The organism is Paenibacillus sp. J31P13 (assembly GCF_056269295.1).
The window spans coordinates 121,819-145,522 of sequence record NZ_JBWDNR010000001.1 but is presented as its reverse complement, the minus strand read 5'-3'; the positions used below and the strand labels follow the sequence as shown (position 1 = coordinate 145,522).

At 47.7% G+C, this 23,704-nt stretch carries 15 protein-coding genes; all 15 read right to left on the bottom strand.

The window, feature by feature from the left end; genetic code table 11:
* Positions 1-10: 10 nt before the first annotated feature.
* The 15 genes from AC0YOD_RS00500 to AC0YOD_RS00430 all read right to left on the bottom strand — a co-directional run bounded on the left by AC0YOD_RS00500 (position 11) and on the right by AC0YOD_RS00430 (position 23,696).
* On the bottom strand, positions 11-1,210 hold the full coding sequence (locus tag AC0YOD_RS00500; RefSeq protein ID WP_475797299.1) for a glucuronate isomerase: 1,200 nt from the start codon (positions 1,208-1,210) through the stop codon (positions 11-13).
* A gap of 62 nt (positions 1,211-1,272) precedes the next feature.
* Positions 1,273-2,832, bottom strand: coding sequence for an extracellular solute-binding protein (locus AC0YOD_RS00495; RefSeq protein WP_475797298.1), 1,560 nt, complete (start codon positions 2,830-2,832; stop codon positions 1,273-1,275).
* 215 nt (positions 2,833-3,047) lie between these two features.
* Positions 3,048-4,916 carry a cache domain-containing sensor histidine kinase gene (locus AC0YOD_RS00490; protein WP_475797297.1) on the bottom strand — a complete coding sequence of 623 codons (1,869 nt, stop codon included), beginning with the start codon at positions 4,914-4,916 and terminating at the stop codon, positions 3,048-3,050.
* Entirely contained in the window at positions 4,916-5,926 is a 1,011-nt protein-coding gene (locus tag AC0YOD_RS00485) for a response regulator transcription factor (protein ID WP_475797296.1), read from the bottom strand. Before AC0YOD_RS00485 ends, AC0YOD_RS00490 begins: the two co-directional genes overlap by 1 nt.
* A 230-nt stretch (positions 5,927-6,156) precedes the next feature.
* Complete coding sequence (locus tag AC0YOD_RS00480; RefSeq protein ID WP_475797295.1) at positions 6,157-7,020, bottom strand: carbohydrate ABC transporter permease; 864 nt, start codon at positions 7,018-7,020, stop codon at positions 6,157-6,159.
* A 19-nt stretch (positions 7,021-7,039) separates the two neighbouring features.
* Positions 7,040-7,933 carry an ABC transporter permease gene (locus tag AC0YOD_RS00475; RefSeq protein WP_475798322.1) on the bottom strand — a complete coding sequence of 298 codons (894 nt, stop codon included), beginning with the start codon at positions 7,931-7,933 and terminating at the stop codon, positions 7,040-7,042.
* A gap of 180 nt (positions 7,934-8,113) precedes the next feature.
* The gene (locus AC0YOD_RS00470; RefSeq protein WP_475798321.1) at positions 8,114-10,507 is read right to left on the bottom strand and encodes a glycoside hydrolase family 95 protein; all 2,394 of its coding nucleotides are present in this window, start codon (positions 10,505-10,507) and stop codon (positions 8,114-8,116) included.
* Positions 10,508-10,799: 292 nt separating this feature from the next.
* Positions 10,800-13,250, bottom strand: a complete 2,451-nt coding sequence (locus tag AC0YOD_RS00465) for a discoidin domain-containing protein (protein ID WP_475797294.1) — start codon at positions 13,248-13,250, stop codon at positions 10,800-10,802.
* A 325-nt stretch (positions 13,251-13,575) separates the two neighbouring features.
* Positions 13,576-13,869: a hypothetical protein gene (locus tag AC0YOD_RS00460; RefSeq protein WP_475797293.1), complete on the bottom strand. Its 294-nt coding sequence runs from the start codon at positions 13,867-13,869 to the stop codon at positions 13,576-13,578.
* A gap of 245 nt (positions 13,870-14,114) precedes the next feature.
* The gene (locus AC0YOD_RS00455; RefSeq protein ID WP_475797292.1) at positions 14,115-17,063 is read right to left on the bottom strand and encodes a glycoside hydrolase; all 2,949 of its coding nucleotides are present in this window, start codon (positions 17,061-17,063) and stop codon (positions 14,115-14,117) included.
* A 9-nt stretch (positions 17,064-17,072) separates the two neighbouring features.
* Complete coding sequence (locus tag AC0YOD_RS00450) at positions 17,073-18,089, bottom strand: carbohydrate ABC transporter permease (protein WP_475797291.1); 1,017 nt, start codon at positions 18,087-18,089, stop codon at positions 17,073-17,075.
* Positions 18,090-18,152: 63 nt separating this feature from the next.
* Entirely contained in the window at positions 18,153-19,052 is a 900-nt protein-coding gene (locus tag AC0YOD_RS00445; RefSeq protein ID WP_475797290.1) for a carbohydrate ABC transporter permease, read from the bottom strand.
* The gene (locus tag AC0YOD_RS00440; protein WP_475797289.1) at positions 19,049-21,631 is read right to left on the bottom strand and encodes a DUF5696 domain-containing protein; all 2,583 of its coding nucleotides are present in this window, start codon (positions 21,629-21,631) and stop codon (positions 19,049-19,051) included. The genes AC0YOD_RS00445 and AC0YOD_RS00440 overlap by 4 nt, the downstream gene beginning before the upstream one ends.
* A gap of 16 nt (positions 21,632-21,647) precedes the next feature.
* Positions 21,648-22,271, bottom strand: coding sequence for a Yip1 family protein (locus AC0YOD_RS00435; RefSeq protein WP_475797288.1), 624 nt, complete (start codon positions 22,269-22,271; stop codon positions 21,648-21,650).
* A 6-nt stretch (positions 22,272-22,277) separates the two neighbouring features.
* Positions 22,278-23,696, bottom strand: a complete 1,419-nt coding sequence (locus AC0YOD_RS00430; protein WP_475797287.1) for a gluconolactonase — start codon at positions 23,694-23,696, stop codon at positions 22,278-22,280.
* Positions 23,697-23,704: the final 8 nt, after the last annotated feature.

Genomic DNA, 23,704 nt, shown 5'->3' with positions numbered 1-23,704 from the left:
CCCCACTCCTTCATCGGCTCTCATCCGTTAATCCGTAACGTTTCGCGGCGCTTCCATGCAGCCATTCCGCAGCGACTTTCAGAGCTTCCTCGCGGGTGATCCATCCATCCTCAATCTGCTTATCCAAAAAGCGTGCCAGCAGTTGCTTGACGAGCAGCAGCTTGCCATATGTCCATTCGATGCAGCGCGCATCCGAGACAACGAGCGAGCTCTTGAGCGGGGCAATTGCCTCCACCCGATACTGCATGCTCTGCAAATAAGTGCTCGCTCGGAAGTTATACCACCACATGCCTCCTACATGGACGTTTGGAAAATTCCATGCCGCCTGTACGACGTCCAGATTATTCAATTCTGAAGCGACCACAAGTTCAAACGGAATGGAATAGTTCTCGAAAAGACCATACAGCTGGATGATTCGGAGCGGATTGTTCACGGGAGCTGCCGACGAAGCGCTCCAACCGCGTTCGACACCGAGAAACAGCTGCAGAAACATTCCCAGCTCTTGAAGATCGGAACAAACTTGATGAAGAAGCAGCAGCATGATTTCATCCGTACTTGTATCGTCGCTAAGCTCACACGCCTCATGAGCCGCAGCATTAAGAGCGGAAAGCGTCGTCATAATTCCCGGGCAGCCCATCGCTCCATAGGACTGCAATCGATCCTTAATGACCTTCTTCGAATGAACAAATGCCGACTGCCGGCTGGAACCGGCGGAATCGGCAATATTCTTAGACAGCTCTGGCAGCCATCCATCGATTCGCGGAAGCAGAAGAGCATCCTCCCGCATGCCTTCAAAGGCGGCATGATCCGGATGATTAACGATGAAGCGCCTTACATGGAGCCGATCGGCTACCTGTTGTGCCCAACCGGGAGCGCTGCTTTGCTCTTTTACCGCTTTATTTGCCCGTTGCACCGACGCTGTATCCGTGATTGCGATCCCGTATAAATCGATCATGATCGCCGTAAAGGCTCGGTTCATCATCGTATTTCGAGAGGCTTGGTATGCCCGAACAAAGGCGGCAGCTCGTTCGTCATCCGGAAGCTGGTTCGCATGGGCTGGATATCCCGCTGATTGAAGCTCACGGTTCAACCAGAAATAATCGGCGATTTCCCAAAAATCGGTCGCGCACAGCTTATTCCCCACCAAATGGGTATGCGTATCAATGACGGGCAAAGACATGATTTCTTCATATAAAGAAGGTTGACTCATTTTTCTCCCTCCTAACAAGGAGGAAGCCTTTCGCAAGAAGAGGCTTCCCCAGAATTTATCTATTAACGGTTTTGCTGCTCAACGATACCTTCTTTGCTGTTGTAGCGCTCGGTGGCTTCCTTCACGATCTCATCGCCGCCCTTTTGCTTGTAATCCTCAATAACTTTAGGGAAATCGCTAATAGGCTCTTTGCCATAGATCATTTTGACCATATGATCTACGATCAATTTCGGCGCCTGATCCGGACGTTTGGAAGCAAGATCAGGGAACTTGCTGAATGACTCAAGATCCGGTACGAAACCGATACCGCCTACGCCTTCTTTGCTCAGTGTTTCATCCAGCGCTTTCAGCACATCCTGTCCGCCCGGAAGCAGTTCAGTCCGTTCACGATTAATCGTTCCGTCGCCAACCCAGCGCATCTGGTTGCGGAATTTTTCTTCGTCTTGAGCAGCCTTGTTTTCCGGCAGTTTATAATCGATTTTTCCGTCTTTTACGGTGTAATTCTCGCCTTCAATACCAAAGCTGTAGAATTGTTTCGCTTCCTGCGTCTGCATCCATTCAAACATTTGGATAATCCGGCCAGCCTTCTCTTTGCTCACTTTGTTGTTAATATACAGAGATGTATTAACCGAGCTGTACAAACCATAGCCTTTTTGACCATTGTCACCGATTGGCGACGGGATAATATCCACTTTCGCACCTGGATTCGATGCAGCTACCTGCGTCCGCAGATCCAGTAGATTTTGCGCGTTAGCCGTCCATATCCCTGCATTTCCCGCAGCAATATTTTCGTTGTATTGTGTTGCTTGGATAGTAGCAAAGTCCTTCTGAATGAGGCCTTCGTCATACATCGTTTTGTATACATTTAGTGCTTTTTCCATGTTTTCGCTATTAAAAAATTTCGGTACGATCTGTCCGTCCATCTCAGTAAACTGATAGCCGAGCGCGTCATACGATCCGAAGACGATATCCGCATACTTAAAGTTCTCCCTCATCTGATAGGGAGCGCTCAAGCCGAGCTTCTTAAATGCTCGCAGAACGTTTAAGAAATCATCCATCGTTTCGGGTACCGGAAGACCCGTTTTCTCCAGCAAGTCGGTGCGGATAAATGTGGCACGTCGAGACGGATTGCTGAGCCAGGTTGGAATGCCATATATTTTCCCTTCGTAGCTGACCTCATCCCATGCTTCCTTCGGCACAGCCTTCATCAGGTTGGGTGCATACTCCTTCAACAGATCGTCCAGCGGCATAAAGACACCGGCTTGAACTGACCCGGCCATGGATTTGTCCGTGGCTCCACCGACATTCTGAACGACATCTGGAATATCGCCGCCGGCAAACTTGACAGCCATTTTGGAATCGAAATCCTTCAGAGGTATCAGCTGGATGTCCAAATCAACATTTGCTCTTTTCTCAAGCTCCTTGACCCACTTATCGTTATTAATGTCCTTGGAGCTTTCCGCGTAAGCGTTTCCACTTGTGTTTAATGAAATACTGAACTTCAGCGGTTTTGATTCATCCCCCGCATCGGCATTGCCGCCCGATGTTTCTTTGCTTCCGCAACCTACCGTGAGACCCGTGACAAGCGCCACCGACAGGATAAGACTGGCCCATTTCTTCATCTGGATTATCCCCTTTCATTCGTGTAAAAAGGTATTCGGTCTTCCTGTTATCATCATAATGCTTAATTTTCGCAACTCCCATGGGGTGGATTATTGTGGTCATGTGTTTTTTTGTGGTCGTTTAGGAACAAAAGAAAAGGCTGCCCTAAGCGGTCCAATAATAGACCCTAGGACAACCTCATATTCCTCTCTCCCGATCGAGCTCGGCTCATCGTCTAGCCGTTCGCTGCTGTAGGAAAGAGAGGTTTCTCATACGAAAGCTCTGCTTGTCCATATTGTTCCTTATCGCCGGTAATCGGCATTCTCATGATCATACGGGTTCCCCAAGCAGGACTGCTCTCTACGGACACCCCATACTCTTCTCCGAAGACGAGCTGAATCCGCCGATGAACATTGGGTACGCCAATTCCACCTGGACCTCCATTGTTTTCTTCCTCGTCAGCCAATCGGTTCTCGCTAAGCTTGGTACGAAGCTCCTCAAGCCGCTCGGGAGTCATCCCCCTGCCGTTATCCTCGACACTGAACCAGAAGGAATCGTCATCCTCTCCGGCATCAATTGTAATCATGTGATGATCTTCAACGCCGTGACGGAAACCGTGCTGGAATACATTTTCCACCAGCGGCTGAAGCGTCAAACGGACCATTTTGCGCAGAAGCAGCTCCGGCCGGATACGCACATCGATCTCAAAGGAACGACCGATACGGTGATTAATAATGACCATATAGTACATCACATGCTTCAGCTCATTCGCCACCGTTATTTCTTCCAGATTGGTGCGCACCGAATAATGCAGCATATAGGACAGAGCTTTGACGATTTCCGATATCTCATCTGAATCTTGAATAACAGCATAGCAGACTACTGTCTCAAGCGTATTGTACAAGAAATGCGGGTTGATCTGCAGCTGAAGGGATTGGAATTCTGCCTTCTGCCGTTCAGCCTGTATTTCCTTATTTTTCAGTTCTGTTTGATAGACCGTTTCCACCAGCTCTGAGAGTCGATTTACCATTAGATTGTAACGAATCATAAGCTCAGTAACCTCATCCTTGTGTTTCGGAAGAGGGATGAATTTCCAGTTCCCCTTTTCCGTCTGGCTCATCCCTTTCATTAGCGTACGGATTGGAGTGGTAATGGACTTGCCGAATCGACTTGCCAAGAACAGTGCCGTCATCAAGGTCAACACCGCTACAACGATAATAGAATTTCGGATCGTAATAAGCGGCCTTTGCAGCTGATCGTACGGAATAGATACAACCAGATGCCAGCCGGAGTAGTCCGCTTGGCGGCTGATATAGGCGCGTTCCATACCTTCAGCCGAACTGCGGAACATTGCGGTCCCAGCTTGTCCGATCTGCTTGCCTAGGCTTTCTGGGACAACAGCCCCTGCTTTCCCTTGATCGTTATGGTATTGGATTCTTCCTTCGCCGTCTACAATGAAGAAATAACTGTCCGGACCAAGGTTGATTCCTTTCCACAGCGTGGAAAGCTCCTCCGCCTTGACTTCGATGCCTACAAATCCTTTCATCTCCGGCGACTGGAGACCGCGGATGCTCCGATTTAGGGTCAGCATCGGCGTATCATTTCCGAGGATACTGTAATTCATAATCGTAAGAGCACCGCTGTCATCCGTATGCGCCTTGAAATATTGGATCTGTTCGGCTGTATCTTTGGGCGTAAAGGATGGCGCTGAACCGCCGTTATAATAATACAGCGCATTCCCAGAGTAGCCGATGATGTACAAGGCTGCGATCTCGGGATTCCGAATCCAGACCGGTTCGACGATTGCATCTCGGATATCGGTCGTATAGCGATAATTTTCATATTCCTCACGATCTGCCGGCAGGTCAATATACCGTTTGACTCTCAGATCAGACAACAGTGCCACGGTAGATCGTTCATAGGAGGACAGATACAGATTCGTATGATGAACCGCATTGTCCACGATCTGAGTCATTTGACTTTCGGTGCTTTCTTGCAGCTGTTTCGCTGAAATACTATAAAATGAGATCCCCACCGCAGACAAGGAAAGTAGAATGACAATGGTAAAATAAAAGAGCAGCTTTAGGCTGAGGGTTGCTCTCATTATTCAATGCCAAACGAAGCGCGATATTCGGAAGGCGACACCCCGAAGAAGTTTTTGAACGTCTTCGTAAAGTGAGGGTAATCCTCGTAACCTACTAGAATAGCAATATCCGTGATCGTCAGAGTCGGGACGGCAACCAGCTTGCGCGCTTCCTCCATCCGTTTTTTGATCCGGTAGTGTACGAAGGTCTCCCCTGTCATTTTTTTAAAAAGCGCACTGAAGTAGGTACGAGCTAGCCCTACCCGTTTTGCCACTTCCTCGAGTGTGATATCCTCGGCGAGATGCCGATCAATGAACGCCTTGGCTTCCTCGATTGGATCCTTAAAGTTCCCTTTTCTTGTAAGCTGCAGCTCATCCAAAATCCCGCTTATCTTTTCGGCAAAGGCGACCATCGTCTCCACCTTCGTATTGGCGGTCCCCTTTTCTACGCGGCATTGGGACTTCGGTTTCCATCCCCTGCGTTCCAGCCGATCTACGATCATAGTTAGACAGTCATTCAGCATCGCTTCCATACGAATGGCGTTCAATCCTTCAAATAACCCAGATTGTTTTCCCTCTTCAAGAAGATGATTGGTCTCGTCCCGCTGCATCAGCCAGATGCTATGCTCAAGCTGTTCTGCGAAGTCCACGTATTTATGAACAGGGATAATATTGTCGGTCATGCCAGAAATCAGTTCCTTCAGCATATCATGCACATCCTGCTGGATGACTGGCTTCAGTAAATATCGCTTGACGCCGTATGCCATTGCCCGCTGTGCGTATTGAAAGTCATTGTAACCAGAAATGATCGCCACCTGAACATGTCCATATTCACGGTGGATCTTCTCGCACAATTCAAGACCGTCCATCCGCTTCATGCGCAAATCCGTCAGAACTAGATGAGGCTCCAGTTTCTGAATCATTTCAAAGGCCGATTCTCCGTCATCGGCCGTATAAATCGCGGAGAATGATGCCGGGTAACGCTGGACCATTTTGACCAAACCTTTTTGAATAACAGGTTCATCTTCCACAATCAATACACGCACTTGCATCAAGTCCTTTCCTGAAATGTCTGGATCCAGCCGCCTGGCAGTATGAACTTAATTTGAAATTGCATATTTGTCAACGCTTACATAACGGTCCCTCTTACTCTCGGCTGGATCATAAATCTTGGCTGAATAGGGATTGACCCGTAGTTCTCTATTTTAACATATCTCGACAATTGGATAACGCTTTCTTTTCAAGGATACAGGCAGAACCCTTATGACTTAATCGAACCGATTAGCATACCTTTGATAAAATACTTTTGCAGGAAAGGATACACGATAACGATCGGTAGGACCGAGACGATGATAACCGCCATTTGCACACCCGCTGGTGATACCTCATTTACACCTTCGAGCAAGCTTCCTGCCTGGCCCAGATCATTGCTCAACACGATTTCACGGAGCCTAAGCTGAAGTGGATAGAGCGAACGGTTATTGATAAAGTACAATGCCGACGAATAGGAGTTCCAATGCGAAACCGCGTAGAACAAGCCCATAGTTGCCATGACTGGCTTGGACAAGGGCAAAATCACGCTCCACATCGTGCGCAGCTCTCCCGCTCCGTCAATTTGTGCGCTGTCGATCAGTTCCGAAGGAAGAGCCGTAAAGAAGGACCGCATAATAAACAAGTTATACGCGCTGATGGCAGATGGGATGATAAGAACCCATAAGGAATCGATCAGATGCAGATTTTTGATAATCATATAATTTGGAATAAGCGGCGCATGGAAGATCATCGTAATTAACACTAAGATCAGTATGACCTTACGGATCGAATATTCGGATCTGGATAATGGATAGGCCAGCGATGACGTTAGAATGAGATTAATCAATGTGCCCACAACAGTAATGAATATGCTGACTAGAAATGCCCGCCAGATGGAGCTGTCACCGAGAATAACCTGATAGTTTGTTAGGGTCAAATCGATCGGAAGCAGAGTAACCTTTCCCGCGTTAATAGCATGAGTACCGCTGAACGATTTGGCGAGTACATGAAGGAGAGGAAAAATCATCAAACATCCGACCAGCGTCAGGAAAATATAGTTGAAAATGTCGAATAAGCGACCTTTGTTTTTCATTTTGTCATCTATCTCCCCTCTAGTATAATCCTTCTCCTGAAGCCTTCTTGCTGAGCGCATTTCCGATCATGACAAGCAGCAGACCGATAACTGATTTAAAGAGCCCGATTGCTGTCGTGTAGCTGTATTGCTGGTCAATAAGACCGACCCGGTAAATATACGTATCTAGGATATCGCCATGGCTCTCATTGAGCGAATTGATAAAGACGAATACCCGTTCAAAGCCAAAATCAAGGAAGTTGCCGATATGCAGCAGGAACATGATCGTGATGGTCGGCAAGATTGTCGGTATCGTAATGGACAGTGTTTGTTTCCAACGGCTTGCACCATCGATTTTGGCTGCTTCATACAGCTCTGGATTCACACCGGCAAGCGCTGCCAAATAAATAATGGTACCCCAGCCGCTGTCTTTCCATATACCGGTTCCAACCAAAATGCTTCGAATATACGACTCTTCACCTAGAAAGTAAATCGGATCGATGCCAAATGCATTCAGGACTTGATTAATGATCCCCGTCGTCGGGGACAGTATGCCGATCATGATCCCTCCAATTATGATCCAGGAGAGAAAATGGGGCAGGTAAACGACGGTCTGCAAAATCCGTTTATAGACCGCTTTCCTCACCTCATTAAGCAGCAATGCAAAGATGATCGGTATTGGAAAGGCAAAGACCATATCATATAAGCCGATCAGGACGGTATTTTCGAGAATTCGCAAAAATTCCGGATAGGTAAACATTCGGCGGAACTGGTCGAGCCCGACCCACGGGCTGCCAGTAAAGCCTTTGTAAATGTTGTAGTTTTGAAAGGCCATGACGGAGCCCGCAAGGGGCAGGTATTTGAATACGATAAAGAAAAGGATTCCCGGCAGTGAAATGAGATACAGCGCCTTATATTTGCGCAGATTATTCATTCGCTTTTTGAATGGCGAAAGGGTCGAGGGGCTCTTTGGAAAGGCGATGGGCACTTGCTGTGGCATAGGTATCGCTCCTTTGTATGCGTATCGTTATATCGTTACATCGCTAATCTTAATCCTTTGTCCTGAGCATCAAAATGGAAATTTGTCGCCTCACCTGTGTTTTATTATGATTGCCTATCGTGAGTGAATGTGGTGAGATTCACCAGATACCGAAGAAACCGTATATTGGAATCCTTCAAGGCTTGAAGTTACTCTCGGAATAGCCGTACCCGGCTTCTCGCATCCCGGCAGATCGAGTGGAACAGCTGACCACAGACGGTACTCACCCGCAAATGAAGAGTGAATCGTAACTTTGGAGAGCATCCCATTGTTCCAAGAAATATCGATGGTGTATCCGCCCCTTGCCCGCAGCCCGCTTACATTGCCGGAGGCCCATTCCCTCGGAAGGGCAGGCAGCAGCCGAATCTCTCCACGGTGGGATTGCAGGAGCATTTCCGCCACCCCTGCAGCCCCGCCGAAATTGCCGTCAATTTGAAAAGGCGGATGACAGTCCAGCAGATTGGGGTACGTGGACGAGGTAAATAGTTTCATTAAATGTTCATTCGCTTCCTCACCCATACCGAGCCGGGCATAAAAGTTGATGATCCATGCCCGGCTCCAACCGGTATGTCCACCGCCTCCAGCAAGGCGACGTTCAAGGGTCCTACGGGCTGCCGCTGCAAGCTTCGGTGTGTGCCGCATGTCAATTTGTTCCCCCGGATGCAAAGCGAACAGCTGTGAGATATGCCGGTGACCGGGATCTTGCTCCTCATAGTCATGCAGCCATTCCATTATCTGTCCATGTTTGCCGACTGCCGGCAACGGAATGCGATTTAGCGTTTCACGCAGTTCGAAGAGAAACGCCTCATCGTCTTCTCCAATGAGTACCGCAGATTCCGCACAGGCTGACAAGAGTGAATGCGCGATTTGGGAATCCATCGATGGCCCCATACACAGGCTGCCGCTGCTGCCGTCCTTAAGAATAAACCGATTCTCTGGTGACACCGACGGTCCCGTTACTCTCCAGCCTCCCTCCTCAACCATGTAATCGAGGAGGAACAGTGCCGCTTCCTTCATGGCTGGATAGGCACGTTCCTTAAGGAACGTAAGGTCCAGGCCGAAGCGATAGTGCTCCCACAAATGAAGGCAAAGCCAAGCGGCGCCCATCGGCCAGATTGTACAGGTAGTCAGGATGCCCTCAGGCCGGGTCTCCGCCCATAAATTGGTGTTATGATGAGCGGTAAAACCGCGGCAGCCGTACATTTCCCTAGCGGTTGCCCGTCCGTTCACCCGCATCCGTTCAATCAGATCAAACAGCGGCTCATGACATTCCGGCAAGCCGAGCACTTCAGCCGGCCAATAATTCATCTGAACGTTAATGTTAATCGTATATTTCGACTCCCATGGCGGGGTAAAGCTGGCATTCCATATTCCTTGCAGATTAGCCGCCAGTGTACCTGGCAGGGAGCAGGATAGCAGCAGATAGCGCCCATACTGAACGTAAAGCGCAGCTAGTCCTGGATCACTAAGCTCCGCGGGATTGCGCATTTCGGTTTGGCTTGTCTGTTCCATTTCTTTACTTCTTGCTTGCTGTAACCGCAGCAGCCGCTTATCAGTAGGAAGTCCGGCGTACGGATCACCATCCGTTGTCAAATCAATAGTAAAGCGTTTGAACCGAGATTGGTATTCCTCCGCATGCCTATTCAACAAGGCTTCAAACGGCTGAGCTGCTGCCTGTTCCAGTTGATCTAAACAAACCTTTTCTGGCTGGTCCACACGGAAGGTGCTTTGTCCTGCCAGCAGCAGGGTTACGGAATCCGCCCCTTCGATCGAGATAAAGTCCCCGATCACTCTTTGCCTGCCTCCTTGGATAACCGCCCTAAATGCGGCGCAAAAACGAACTCCGTCACTTCCGCATTCCCCGTTCATCAGAATGGTATTGGAAGGACCGATTTTGCATCCCGAATCGAGCGGACGGCGCATGAGATTGGCAGCCAGCGTGAGCTTCCTCGGCACATCAGCCGTCAATCGGATGACCAGCACGCCATTCGGCTCGCTTACAAAATACTGCCGAGAGTAGCGGACACCTCGGGAACGGTACGATACTGTAACGATCGCACGCTCCAAATCGAGCTCGCGCTCGTAGTCTTCTATGGTCTCGCCGGCATCCAGAAACTTTAGAATCAGATCGCCGAGCGGTTGATACGGTTGTTCATATTTTGGCGAAGAAGTCATCGCCATTCGGGCCAAATGTTCTGCCTCCGTCTGCCTGCCCTCTTTCAGCAGCTTCCGGATCTCCTCCAAATAGGGCTGAGCCGCAGGATTGGCTGCCCGTCCGGGGCCGCCATACCATATGGAATCTTCATTGAGCTGAATTTTATCCTGTTCAATTGCGCCGGACACCATAGCCCCGAGCCTCCCATTGCCGATGGGAAGAGCTTCATTCCAATCGGCCGCCGGACTTGTAAACCATAATCGAAGCCGGTCTGCTGCTCGTTCGCCTGCTGGTAAAGCTGCTTCTTGTTCCATTTGTTTTCTATCGATCAACTCTTATTCACCTGGCCTTTCCTACATTTCCGCTTAAGTAATGATCGCCTTGATCGTCATCTCCGTCATTTCGGAATTGACTCCTGACTCCATGCTACCCCTGATCATGCGATCTCTCCATGGCATAGATTGCTGGAGGTTGTGTTTTATTATGATGTCAAATCAAAAAGCCATGCTTGCCCTGATGTCCTATTCTCATTAAGAGGATAGTGACGGGAGCTTCATGGCTTCCATATTGCAAATGAATGATATATTAATGTGAATTCTACTGCATTTATTTTGTTATATTATTGATCGCGTGTCTTCCCAATCGTTCTATCAGCTGCTGCTTATACAGGCTCTGCAACATGACATGTCGGCCGCAGCTGTCCCAATACCCATCGCTGCGCGGACGGGGATCATAGTCATTCGGCACCAGTCCCGGCACCTTTGGTCCGACATGGCCGATGGCATAGTTTTGGGCGGTTGGCGGCTGTTGGGAAGTGAGCTCTCCTTCCGTATTCCAGGTCACATAGTTCGCGCCTGACCAGCCGTGTCCAGTGCCCAGCCATGCCCGGTCGCGAATGGAAATCGGAGCTTTGATATTATCGAACAGACCGCCCACCGACCAGCGGTGATGCGGCTCACTTGTATTGTAATTATTAACGGCTTCGCAGTCCAAAAATACGTTTGGACCCGGTACCCAGCTATCCACGGAAATGGCATGCCGCGCCGTCTCCGTGTAAATCCGCTGCACTAAATTTAGCTGGCCCATCTGGTGGATGACATAACGGCGACCGCCGATAATTTTGCTGACCATATCGTACATTTGACTGTCTTGAATCGTAATCCATTTGGAATGGCGGCTCATTTGAACGAGTGAATAAGAAAGGTGATAGCCGGTTACATCCCGAACCCAGCCGTTTTTCACGCTGTTGAACACAACAAAGCGCTCGGCATGATTCTCATCCGCATAATAAGGATCGGTTGTATCGCTATCAACCGCTGTATCGATGATCCTCGGGTCATAATCAGACTCTACCCTCATATTCTCAACACCCACCTGTTGAATGCGGGTACAATCCCTATATTTATAGACCTCACCACCGCCCCATCGTAATTCGATCGCGGTGGCCAGCGGCGCGTCAACCGTAATCGTATTCCCTTCAATGGCGGTGATGACCCTGTCGAAATCCAAATTGAACGGCGACCACTGGATTACGCTGCCGCCCGGGCGATTGTAAATGTAGTCCATGCTAATTTCGTGAATCCAGTTTTCATCCCCGATTCTGCGAATAATGATCTGGTCGTTAACATTATAGGCACTGCCGTCCTCCACATGGAAAGTACGCGAGCCAGACGGCACATACAAATCTGTAATGGTCTGCTTTGAGCCGATATCGAGCACGAGATCAACGTTTTTCCCGATCTCTATCAGGTTTCGCGGAATCGCTCCAGTAGCATAGAGGAGTGTTCCTCCTTCATCTTGGCTTTCACCCCGCAGGACAATTCCACTCGCTTTGACGACCAACGTGCCTCCGACATCATACCTGCCGTTTTCCAGCAAAAGCGCGCCGCGAAATCCGTCCTTGTCCAGCGGCAGTTTGGCTAACTCGTCTATCGCCGCCTGAATCCGTGCTGTTGCGTCACCGTCCGCCGGGGAAATGATCGCTTTTACAGGCACATGCGGAATTTTGACGCCGCCTCCCTTATAACCAGCATTAGAAAAGTCCAAAATTCGATTGCCCCGATAATCGCAGATATACACCATTCTCCCGTCTTTTCCCAGAAAGGCAATTTGGCTATGTCCCTCGGGGATGCATTTAGGATCCAGCACAGTAAAATAGAAAGAATCATAACTCAGGGCTTTTCCTTCCTGCTTAATGATCATGCGCAGCTCATAAGAGCCCTGCCTCATTGCCGAGCCGGACGGCGTCCATTGCACCGCATGGCCTTTGACTAAAGAGGTATCCGGCAGCTTGGCAACCAGTTGTGTCTCATTAAAGATCAGCTCGCCGGCAACCTGTCCATTTACGGTCGAAGTCAAGGAAACCGTCGGATAGATATCCTTCGGCTCGAGGACCGCTGGCAATCCAATTTCCGTAGTCATCCGTGGATGCTTCAGCATGGAATTGGCTACATAAGCTTCATCCTGAAATGCTGCGGGATCATCCACAACAATCCAAAGAGAGTTTGATTTTAGAGTTTCGAGAGCTTGTACCTCCGCTTGTACCAATGAAGCCCCAGCCTGATTTGCCATAACATTGCCTGAAGGGGCTACCGCTACGTTCCTCGTAGAAGACTTAAAGAGTTTTGCCAAGTCCTGAAGGTCAACGATGCTGCCAGATTTCAGCTCCCCCTTCAGGTACAACATACCCTCCTCTCCTTTATTCAGCTGGAGCTCGCTGTTGTTCGGGTACTCTGCTCCCGCTGCATCCGCAATAAAGATACGTACAAGATCTGTCGGTACCGGCGCTTCCGTATTGTTGTATATAGCGAGCTCAGACAATTCAACACTTAAGTCGTTGCTCGGTTTTAATTTCAGCTTAAGATACCTAGCGCTTACAGCGGCAAAGCTGACTGTTTCCTCTGCGCTCATATTTTTGTTTTTGCTGCAAGCTTCATTCCAGATGGTTTGGTCATTCGAATACATGAGCTGGTAACCCTTCAAGTTGTCGGCATGATTCAGTTTAAACATCACTTTGTTGAAGATTACTTCGCTCCCTAAGTCAACGGAAAATGACAAATTGATAACCATCCTTTCTGTCCTCGGCATCGGGTTTATTTATCCAACCACTAAAAAACCACAGCTTATCGCATACATATTACCTTTCCTCTATCGGAATTAACATGTCATTTTTATCGATTGAATTGTGTTTTCTTAATCAATCTGTGTATTTCATGTTTCTATTGGAACGGTTCATCGTAAAAAAAGACTGTCTCTTAGGTTTGGCGACCTTTGAGACAGTCCTATAGAAACGGAGAACGTTATATAACATCTCTAATAGTAAGAGGTCACTTCAGAGTTGTTATACTCCAAAATTTCAATAACTTAATAGTAAGAACAGGGTTTAGTTTTGATTAAAATAATCTATAAGTCCATTCCAAACTTCTTCAGTAACAAAATAACTTTCTACTGCAGAAAGTATTTCTTCAGATAAATGGTATTTATATTTTATTTTTTTAAATATATTATCCCCAACATGCTCATCATACCAATCAACATATTCTACAGCCTCTCCAACTTCTAGCTTAATAGAATTTGTTATATCAAAATTTCCTTCCTCATCAAACATAAGTTTCGCAACAAAACCCTCAATTACATATATTTTATCCCCTGCTAAACAATCATGCGATACACTCATTCTCCCACCTCAGTTTTCTTCAATTTATTTTTTAGGAAAGCTATTTTTCCATGATTACTGGTCCTGCTTTCCCATTGCTTTTAGAATTTTTAACGTTAACATTTGTGTGACATTGCATAAAATTTCATTCTCAATACATCATACCTTGAAAATCACCAGCTTCGCACCCTTCCACTGAAAGCTCTCAATTACCTTCCAAGCGCATAAAAAAAGACAGGTCTGTTAAGACCCATCTTTCTAAACCATCAACTCTTAAGAAAATATTTAGCATTAATCGCATCGTACTCGGTTTTCGTTATCGGAATAACCGTTCCGTGGCGAGGACTGTTTGGCAAATCGTATTCGGGAGAAACCTTCCATACGCCAGAGTCGAGATCTGTTGTTTCCAAGGGAACATACCCTCTGCCGCCGAATTCATCGACGAACAAATACCATTTCTCTTCCCTATTGGATTTGAAAACGGTTGGCCCTTCGACGCCTGTAACGCTGCCGACGCCTTCTTTGATCATTTTATAACCGGGATCGAATACGGAGCCTAATACCTCCTGAAATACCATTTTACCGTAAGCGGATAAAGGCTGATTGTCTCTCTCATCTTTCGTAAACCTATAAATCTTCCCTTTATGAGAGATCATAGTGGTATCGATAATGGAATATCCGAAATCCATATATACTTGCGCTTCCGTAAAGACATGGAAATCCCGGGTTTTGCTGTACATGATTTTTTGATAAGCATCCCCGACATGGCTTTCATCCGCAAACAGCTTGGAAGCCCAAAATACGATATATTCGCCCGTCGTCTCATCGTAAAACACTTCGGGCGCCCAGGTGTTTCCAGCTTCAGCAGGTGAAATCTCGACCATTCTTGAGTCCGACCATTTCAGAAGATCGTCCGATTCCCAAACCATGATGGAGCGACTTCCCTGTTTTTGAGCTCGATCCCAGTTCCAGTCACCGTTTATTTTCAGATCAGTGGCAATCATATAGAACTTGTCGCCTTCTGGGGACCGGATGATAAAAGGATCCCTTACACCCTTTTCGCCCATGGTGGATGTAAGTACAGGCTTCCCGCCATTCAGCTCCTTCCAATGCAGTGGATCGTTCCCCTCACTAAGCGCAAAGTAGACTTGCTCACCATCCGGCGTCCCTTCGCCCGTAAAGTAGGAGAAGAGGTAACCGGCATACTCTTCCTTGGCCGGACGCTCCATTACCGTTGCCTTGAACTCTTTCTTCGCTATGACGTCATTCTTTGTAATGGCCGCTGTAAGCGTCACTGATAGGTTTCCGCTGCCGTGCTTGGGACGTGTTACTGCCCCAGACGCCGCAATGACACCAGGGTTATCGGATTGCCAAGTTATCGACGTTCCATTATCCCCCTTCTCAGGCAAAGTCAAGTTTCCGCGCACATTGTCGATATTGTATACCGTTAGCGCTTCTTTAACCTGTTGAACCACTACGTCATCGCTGCCAAGCTCATCAACCATATCCGTCGTCACATCACTTTCCTTGTGTTCGTTAGCTTCGACTGTACCGTCTGTCCCGCCTCCCGTCAAGGTGACAACGGATTTTGCAGGAATAACCGCTTCAAACGAATGATCGTCCCGTACTTGTACGTCCTCTCCACGGGCAAGGTCTTTGCCAGCCGATGTGGTATACGATTGCATGACTGCAATGGCATGTTTCTTGTCCACGCCGTCGAGTGAAATCTGAATATGTTTATCCTCTTCACTATCGTTTACGAACACGGCTGTAACCGTCTGCTCTCCAACATGAACGTAAGCCGATCCCAGCAAACCGTTCCGTGAATTCTCATCCAGCCCCGCAAGCGAGATGCGCTCCGCGCCGGGACGTATAAATTTGCTGTAATTGCCGAGAGCCCACATGATTTTAGAAGTCAAAATATTTTGTTCGTCTCCGGCTTCTTTATAATCGGTATAGATTAGTCCGTCCTTATAATCGACCTTGGATACCGCTGTCCACCACTGCCATGCGGCTGCATTCGCCTCAGTCAAATCAAAATGAATGGTACGGGCTACATGTAAAGCGGGATCCATGCCGAGATCGCGGCCAGGACCGTAATCGCCAAGAATGCAATATTCCGTGACCCAATATTTTGCTTCCGCATCATATTTCTTCAAATTGGCATCCAGCAATTCTCTAAGCTTACCCAACCGGTCGTCACCCGGCTTACTGTAATCGGACCAATAGGAATGCGAGGCAATTTTATTGCCAACCGCTTCCTTGAGAACGGGGTCGCCTAGCAAATCCTTAATATATTCGCGGTATTTTCCCGTTCCCAGACTGTTGGCCCCACTCGAATATTGCCCGCCGCCCGCAAACATTTGATAATATTCATCATCTAGCAGCGAAGTAACTTCCACGCCGTCCGGAGCGCTGATTTGCGCATCCAGACTGCTTTCCTTTAACTGCTGGTGCAATTCGAGAATGACACGCTTTAGATCGTCGTTATTATAACGGTTCCCTTCCTGCTGCGCCTTGTTCCAATCCCAGGTCGGCTCGTTAATGGGACTTATATATTGGAAGGCCAGGCCTTCCTGTCGAAAGTGTTCCAAGACATCGATTAAATAAGTTGCAAATTCATCCTCATAGCCATCCTTCAAATTGGTGGAGCCGATATCTGGATCCGGTTGAGCGTGTCCGTTCTTCGTCATCCAGACTGGAGGACTGTTCGAGAATGCGATCAAGGTATCCACGCCGCGAGCCTTGGCTGCCTGCAGAAACCACTGCTGGCCTGCCTGCTTGCTCCAGTCGTAATCCTCATCCTCCGAATTCTTGAACGCTTCCGCCCGCCGCCACGGATCGGGAATAATCGTCTTGTCCGTTTCCGTCGAGCCAGCGCCGATATTGAAGCGCCAAGCCGATAGCCCGATCCCTTTCTCCCTTGAGAAAAGAAGATCCGCTACGCGATTTTTATTATCTTCCGTCCAATGTTTTCCAAGAGGCTCCATTGACCATGCGTCGGATGCGCCGAAGTTATCAATCGTTTGATAACGTACCGATCCATCGATCGTTACATTAGCGTCCAGAGGGACCGGCTGCTGCATGGGCTCCTCCGTCTCTTTCACGCTATTAGATTTATTAGGACTCTCGGAGCCTCCCGATGTGAATCCAAAATATATTCCGAGCACTGATGTAAAGGCAACAAGTGTGATGACTATCAATTTTTTCTTCATCCGCCTCTCCTAACCTACTAATCCTGAACGCTCTACACTTTCCACAAAATGTCTTTGTACGAACAAATATAAAATAATGAGTGGCAGTATAGCCATCAAGACGCTGGTATTCATCATCATGGACATAAAGAACGGATCCTGAACGTAGGACGCCGTTGCTGCCTGTTCCCCTCCGCTAAGGTAAGTTGCGATTGCATACCCGGAAGAAGACATCATCGAAGACATGATCTTCGGTTCATTCAAGTACATGTTTGTAAAAAAGGAATCATTCCATTGCCATACGAAAGAGAACAACATGACCGTCACCATCGAAGGGATCGCATTGGGCAAAATAACTCTACTAAAAGTTGTAAAGTAGCCCGCTCCGTCAACATAAGCGGCTTCTTCAATTTCTCGCGGAATCCCTTTAAAAAACTGGCGAAAAATATAAACATACAACCCCGTCTTCACGCCCATGCCGAGAACCGCAGAAATAATAAACGGCCAGTAGGAGTTGATTAAATTGGCGGATTGACCGCTAATCAACTCAATTACTCCGAACAAATCGAAATTTTTGAAATTTAAATAGAGCGGAATCATAATCGTATTGGGCGGTACTAAAATCGTAAAAACAACTGCCCCAAATAAAAGACCGCTTCCTTTGAACTTCACTCTCGCAAAACCGTATCCGGCAAGCACGCAGGTTATCGTTTGCAGCAGCATAACTGCGGAAGATAGAAATAACGTATTGAGCAGAACGCGCGGATAGTTCATCGCTTTGAACACGAGTTTGAAGTTATCGAGTGTAAACGCCTTTGGCACCCAAATGACGGTGGAATCGTATAAATCGTCCATACTTTTGAACGCAATCGATAACTTCAACAGAATCGGGTAGATGATGACAAACGATATGCCGAAAATAAGCACAAAGCGGACGATGACCCATATCCATTTCTTTACGAATTCAACCCAATAGGCAGTAGAAGCTATACGATGTATCCGATCTTCTCTCGCCTGCCGCTGTTGCACTGCGTTTTCTGTCTTCATGTAATCTCTCCTTAAATGTTTGCAGAGCAAACATACTTCGTAAGCATTCACCTAAACCGCTAGCTAATCTTGGTAAAAGACCTTACGCGACACAATTGACGTCGTGATCCACAGCACAAGCGCAATGACGGCAAAATACATCCAAGCCATCGCGGCGCTGAGACCAAAATCGAAGCTTTTGAATGCCGTATCCACCACTAGCCGGCTGGTATCATCGCTGATGAAGCTATCGATTATCGTGTAGACCAGATTCGTCAAAATCAGCGGGCTGATCATGGGGAACGTAATTTTCCAAAAAGCCTCATAACCTGTCGAGCCTTCGATCTTGGCAGCCTCGTATAAGGAGGGAGAAATAGACTGAAGCCCTGCTAGGAAAATCAAAATTTGGACACCGGATTGACTGACGATCTCATAGATTCGGCTGACAGCCCCAGTCAAGTACTCGACAAAGGTAATATTTATCCCGGATTCGACGAGCATGACGGTCAGCTCCAAATTTTTCATAACGGACAAACCGCCACCGGTCGTATCGCTCGCGCTTCGAACGACGGACTGCATCAAATCTCCGTTCTCGATGCTGGCGATAATTCCCGATGCCAGAATAACGGGAAGGAAGAAGATTGCCCGGGCGAGCACCCGTCCTCTAAACTTCTGATTGAGAAGAACCGCAAAAAATAAACTGAAAATAATAATAAGCGGCGTGTTGACCGCAATGTTAATCACGGATTCCGTCAATATCCTGACATATGATTCATGCGACAGCAAGGCCTCCCGATAGTTGGACAAGCCGATAAACTTCAGGCTGAAGCCCCCATCGGTGATCTGCAGATTGCTTAAACTGTACCGGAAAGAGGACAGCAACGGAATCATGAACAGGAACAAGAAGCCTATAAACCAGGGAAGTATGAAATATAGTCCGTAATATCTGTTTTTTTGTTCAAGCGAAAGCTTCTTGAACCTCATCGCTGCATTTCACCTCCAACCCAATAATCCTTTGCCCCCACGATAATGCCGTCCACATTCGACTCCTTATCGTTATAATTGACGATAATCGTTTTGCCTTTTTCGAATGTCGTTTGATACACACCACTCGCCAGCAGCCGATGATCGATAATCGTTTGGGACTGTACATCATGGAGTACATCGTTTAGTTCGCGATATCTTTGTGCCGCTTCATCGATCCATAGGCGGTAATCGGCGGAATACAAATGATCGAACGCCGTCATCTTTATCGCCGACGAATCAGCATTAAACCATGTATAGTTCATAGCAGAGCCCGTTTCGAGCGCCTTCAAGAAGTTGTACGTAGAATCCTGATCATCCGCCATATTCCAAGCCGTTCCCGCGTAATTAACATAACCGTGAAACACCAACTGAAAGAAGGGAACGGACTCATCGGTAATGATAAAGTTGCTGCTTGTCATCGGCGCATCCACGATATGCTGCGCATAGGAGGCTGCATAGGCGTTACCGCCTTCCACCAATATTTCCTCGACGGAGCCGCTTATTTTTTGCAGCTGTTCATCGACGATACCCTTCGCTTCTTCGCGGTCGATGACGTTGGCACGGTTATAGTCGGAATTCAGCTTGTTGCCAAGATCGCTAAGCGACAATCCAGTGAGCTGAAGCTTCTCGTAATCATGCATAAATCCGCCTACCACTTCTGGAAGCGACTTCGGACTGAGTACATAACCAGGCTCCAGATAGTCTTCTTCTTTGAAATCGGCAAAGCTGTACGGATAGACCTTTGCCAGCTTGCCCGTAATAAATCGGGAAGCCTGCGACTTTTTGAAACCATCCGATTGCGGTGCTGCTTCAAGGAAGGCTGTATCAGGGAACAGTGAGATGCGGTTCGCATCAGCATAAGCTTTCAGCTCTTTCAATCCTTTACTTCCGCCAAGCTTCTTGTCGACGGATATGGATTTCGCAAGGTCATGGTTTATACCACCGTTGAACCAGCCCGTATATCGCAGCTTGATGTTGCCAATTCCTAATTCCAGCATTTGACCTAATAGGGATTCGGCCTGATCAAAGGTCGTAAGCGGCTCATAGGCGTTATAAGGAATGCCCAGGAAAAATTTCTTTTTCGGTATCCCGCCTATAAGCTCAGCATAGAACGGAACACCCTCTTCGTCCTTAAGCCTTGTTAGTCCCGCTTGCTTGATCAAGTAATCGCGGTAATGCGCAGCCATCCCGGAGTAGCTGGCATTCTCGGCTCCGAGAAATCCGTATCGAATGCTAATATCACCTTGGAAAGGCTCTGCTTGAAACTTCTTAACGGTACTGGAGCGCCACCCGTTCGTGAGCGTAACCTCCTCAAGTTTACGGAGCGTAAAACTAGGGGACACCGTGTTATAGACGTTCAGCCTGCCGCTTATGTCAGCCTCGACTGATGCGACCGCATCTCCCTCTTCAATGATACCGACGAATGCCCGGTCCTCGTATTTCATCCCGAATACAGGCAATCGCGCAGCTTCATCATTCTGAATTCGGATCTGCTGGCTAATAGACGAATCCGTTCCATATAATTCTTTGCGGAACGGTGCCGCATACGTTTTGTCATTGTTAAAGTGGATTAGTGAACCCGAACCATCAGGAACGAGCGTATAGCCTTCATCCTCGCGTCCACTGGCGCCAAAGAACGGCAGCAGGGACAGCGATTGAATTTTCAGCGATTCTGGATATTCGATCCCGCCCGACTCAATCGTCACCTTCAACTGCTCTCCGTCAAGCCGATAATGGAGGGGGATCTTAACAGTGAGATTGTCGGCTGCGGTTATGCCAAACGCAGCGTTATCAATCGCTTTCTGCTCTTCATTGTAGCCGACCTTTGCGAAAGCATCCGTTACCTTCTTTAATCCAACTCCCTTGAGCGAGGAGTCCCTTCTTTCATAATGCTTCTCTTGCTCATTGTGTTTAAAGCGTTTTTCAACTTCTTTTTTTTCTCCCTCATCTTCGAGTTTGTCTAGGATTAGCGTTTGAAATCTTTCCTCGCTAATATACTTAGGGATCGCGTCGATATCGCTTTTTGCTTCCCCTAGCGTATAATCGATGTTCAAGCCGTCTTTTACCTTCTCTAAGCCAAATTGGCCGTTTTGAACACTGTGTGTATAATTGTCATACTTTAATGAATTTCCCGTACTGTCCAAATAGGATATTTCGACCTGCACATTCAGCTTCGCTTTGTTATAGCCGGTAGCGACCTTGTCGTCTTCGCGATCTTGCGGATTGGAATACCAGATCACTCCGCTGCGCTTGTCCTGAACAGCGATTTCCGTCGTTGCCGTGTTAACGTACAAAATCAAAAATTCATTCTCTGCCGCCATTTCCATACCTTCGGCTATACTCGCCGCCTTGCCGGGATCGACACTCGCAGCCGTAACCTCAACAGTCTGCTCATCACCTGGCGTGGATGCGGACACCGCCTCTGCCTCTAAATCGGACACCGCCCCCGATTTAGGTTCCGCGAAATTGGTGCCTTGGGATATTAGCAAGCAGCCGATAATGACTGCAGTCATGATGATCGCAAGTCTCCGCTTCACCGCTTGGCCCCCTTTCTCATGCTCGCAATGAAAGTTCCTGATAGATCGTGTAAACAAAGCCAATGATTTGTTGAATGAGGCTGAAGAACAGCAGCCCCAAAAAGATGATGACGCCCATAACCACGACAGTTAACAACATCGTCATGATCGTCTTCATAACTGTATATTGATGAACCGTCATCGTTCCGATAAACAGCAGCCAAACAAACCATAAGGTAGCCACTGATTCCAGCAAATAATAGAACGAAGACTCACGCAGCGAAATGACATTGCTAAGCAATAAATTAGGCAGATAGATCAGAATCAAAGGGAGCATCGCGTAGCCTGTGGCGATGACAATTTCTTTAAACTTCCCTTCCCCATCCATCAGTGTGGTGAGCGACCAATTCGCGACGCACCAGAGCAGGAATGGGAGGACAATGTATTTCAACTCGTCAATGCTGTTTAAATCAAGCGGGTAATTAAAGTTGACTACATAGCCGGAATACTGGCGTTTTAGTATCATCATAACCGTCACGCCAAACAAGATGGTTAGCGCAATTCTAAGCTTCCCTTTATTCTCGTATTTCAGATCCCAAAAACCGTCAAAGGGATGAAAAGCGACGTGCAGCGTGTACTTAGCGTCCTTGAGAAACTGCATTCTGTTTCATGCCCCCTTTCTAAGCCTCAGGCCCCGGCGCACGGCCATTATGACCACTATGAATGCGATCATAATCGTCATATAGATCCCAAAATACTCGCGCATATACTCCCTGCGGTATTTCGTTAACGCTTTGGAATAATATTCTCTGTCGTTGCCAAGCTTCAGATATTTCATTGCTTGCTTGTATTCGCCTTGACGCAGCATCGATTTGCCGATTCCGACATAAGCCATTTCGTAATTCGCGTCAAGCTTCAGCACCTGTTCCCACAGCTTCGCCGCATCATCGTGCTTCCCTATGCTGTATAATCCGTTCGCTTCGTTAACCAGGCTTCCGAATTTGGTCGCGGTAAACTCGGTTATCATTCCAAGATCGCGATCCAGAACGAAAATTCGATTGCCGAAACTTTCAATTGCGATCGGAGTTTTGAACGTGCCGAGTTGATTGCCGAGTTGACCGACCACGTACAACAGATTGCCGTCCTCGTTGTAAGTAAAAACTCGCCCTCTAGTCCAATCAAGCGTCCGGTACACCCCATTGCTGCTGACATCGATATCGATGAAAGCCGATCGGTTTCTACTGAAATCGCCTATTGGACCCCATCCCCCGTTTACGCGAAGCACATCAATGCCGGACGGATTCAGCTTTTTGACGGGTACTGAAGTTTTCTTATCAGCCGTAGTCGTAAAAATAAATCCATCTGCATCTACATCCGTATTATTAAATTCAATCGGGACGAACCGGATCATCTTCTCCCGCTGTTCTTTGGTTGATACTGTTTTCCAGAACAAATCCACTGGATCGAATTGCACAGGATTTGTTCCTATAAAACCAGTAAAGTCACCTTCACTGTCAAATTCGATAATGCCGTCAAAGACGCCTCTCGCGACAACGTAGATACGGCCGGCTTTATCTACGATAACCTTGCGTGGGATGTATTCGAAATTGTCGCTAAGTACCTCCGACTTCGGAGCGCCGATTTCTCTGATGAACGTTCCGTTGCCGTCCAGTACGACTACGCGCCTGTTTTCGGTATCCGCCACAAAAATGTGTCCCCCACCGTTAACGAAAATGCCTTCCGGTTTGTTGAAGCTATCCTGCTTGCCGTTATTGTCGAAGCCTTGAATTTGGCGGATCGCCTTCCACTCGCTGTTAAGCACTACAATCCGTCCGTTACCAGAATCCAGAATGTACAAATTGCCGTCTGACGCCGCAAACATATCGCTCGGCGTCGTCAATGGTCCAATACCTAATTCCTGTCCCGTTATCGCCCTGGAAGGAAGATAAGCAATCGGCGATTTAACGTCATCTCCCCAATACGAATAGGTATATCCCTCATACGGCGATGCTTGAGCCGGCTTCGGACTTAGGCCGAATATAATCATCGCTGCTGCTAGGATCAGAATCGATCGCTTAATAATCAAACCTATAC

Excerpts from the sequence above, each read along its gene's own strand:
- AC0YOD_RS00500 (WP_475797299.1), bottom strand. The coding sequence starts at position 1,210 with ATGAGTCAACCTTCTTTATATGAAGAAATCATGTCTTTGCCCGTCATT.
- AC0YOD_RS00495 (WP_475797298.1), bottom strand. The coding sequence starts at position 2,832 with ATGAAGAAATGGGCCAGTCTTATCCTGTCGGTGGCGCTTGTCACGGGT.
- AC0YOD_RS00490 (WP_475797297.1), bottom strand. The coding sequence starts at position 4,916 with ATGAGAGCAACCCTCAGCCTAAAGCTGCTCTTTTATTTTACCATTGTC.
- AC0YOD_RS00480 (WP_475797295.1), bottom strand. The coding sequence starts at position 7,020 with ATGAAAAACAAAGGTCGCTTATTCGACATTTTCAACTATATTTTCCTG.
- AC0YOD_RS00475 (WP_475798322.1), bottom strand. The coding sequence starts at position 7,933 with ATGAATAATCTGCGCAAATATAAGGCGCTGTATCTCATTTCACTGCCG.
- AC0YOD_RS00470 (WP_475798321.1), bottom strand. The coding sequence starts at position 10,507 with ATGGAACAAGAAGCAGCTTTACCAGCAGGCGAACGAGCAGCAGACCGG.
- AC0YOD_RS00460 (WP_475797293.1), bottom strand. The coding sequence starts at position 13,869 with ATGAGTGTATCGCATGATTGTTTAGCAGGGGATAAAATATATGTAATT.
- AC0YOD_RS00455 (WP_475797292.1), bottom strand. The coding sequence starts at position 17,063 with ATGAAGAAAAAATTGATAGTCATCACACTTGTTGCCTTTACATCAGTG.
- AC0YOD_RS00450 (WP_475797291.1), bottom strand. The coding sequence starts at position 18,089 with ATGAAGACAGAAAACGCAGTGCAACAGCGGCAGGCGAGAGAAGATCGG.
- AC0YOD_RS00445 (WP_475797290.1), bottom strand. The coding sequence starts at position 19,052 with ATGAGGTTCAAGAAGCTTTCGCTTGAACAAAAAAACAGATATTACGGA.
- AC0YOD_RS00435 (WP_475797288.1), bottom strand. The coding sequence starts at position 22,271 with ATGCAGTTTCTCAAGGACGCTAAGTACACGCTGCACGTCGCTTTTCAT.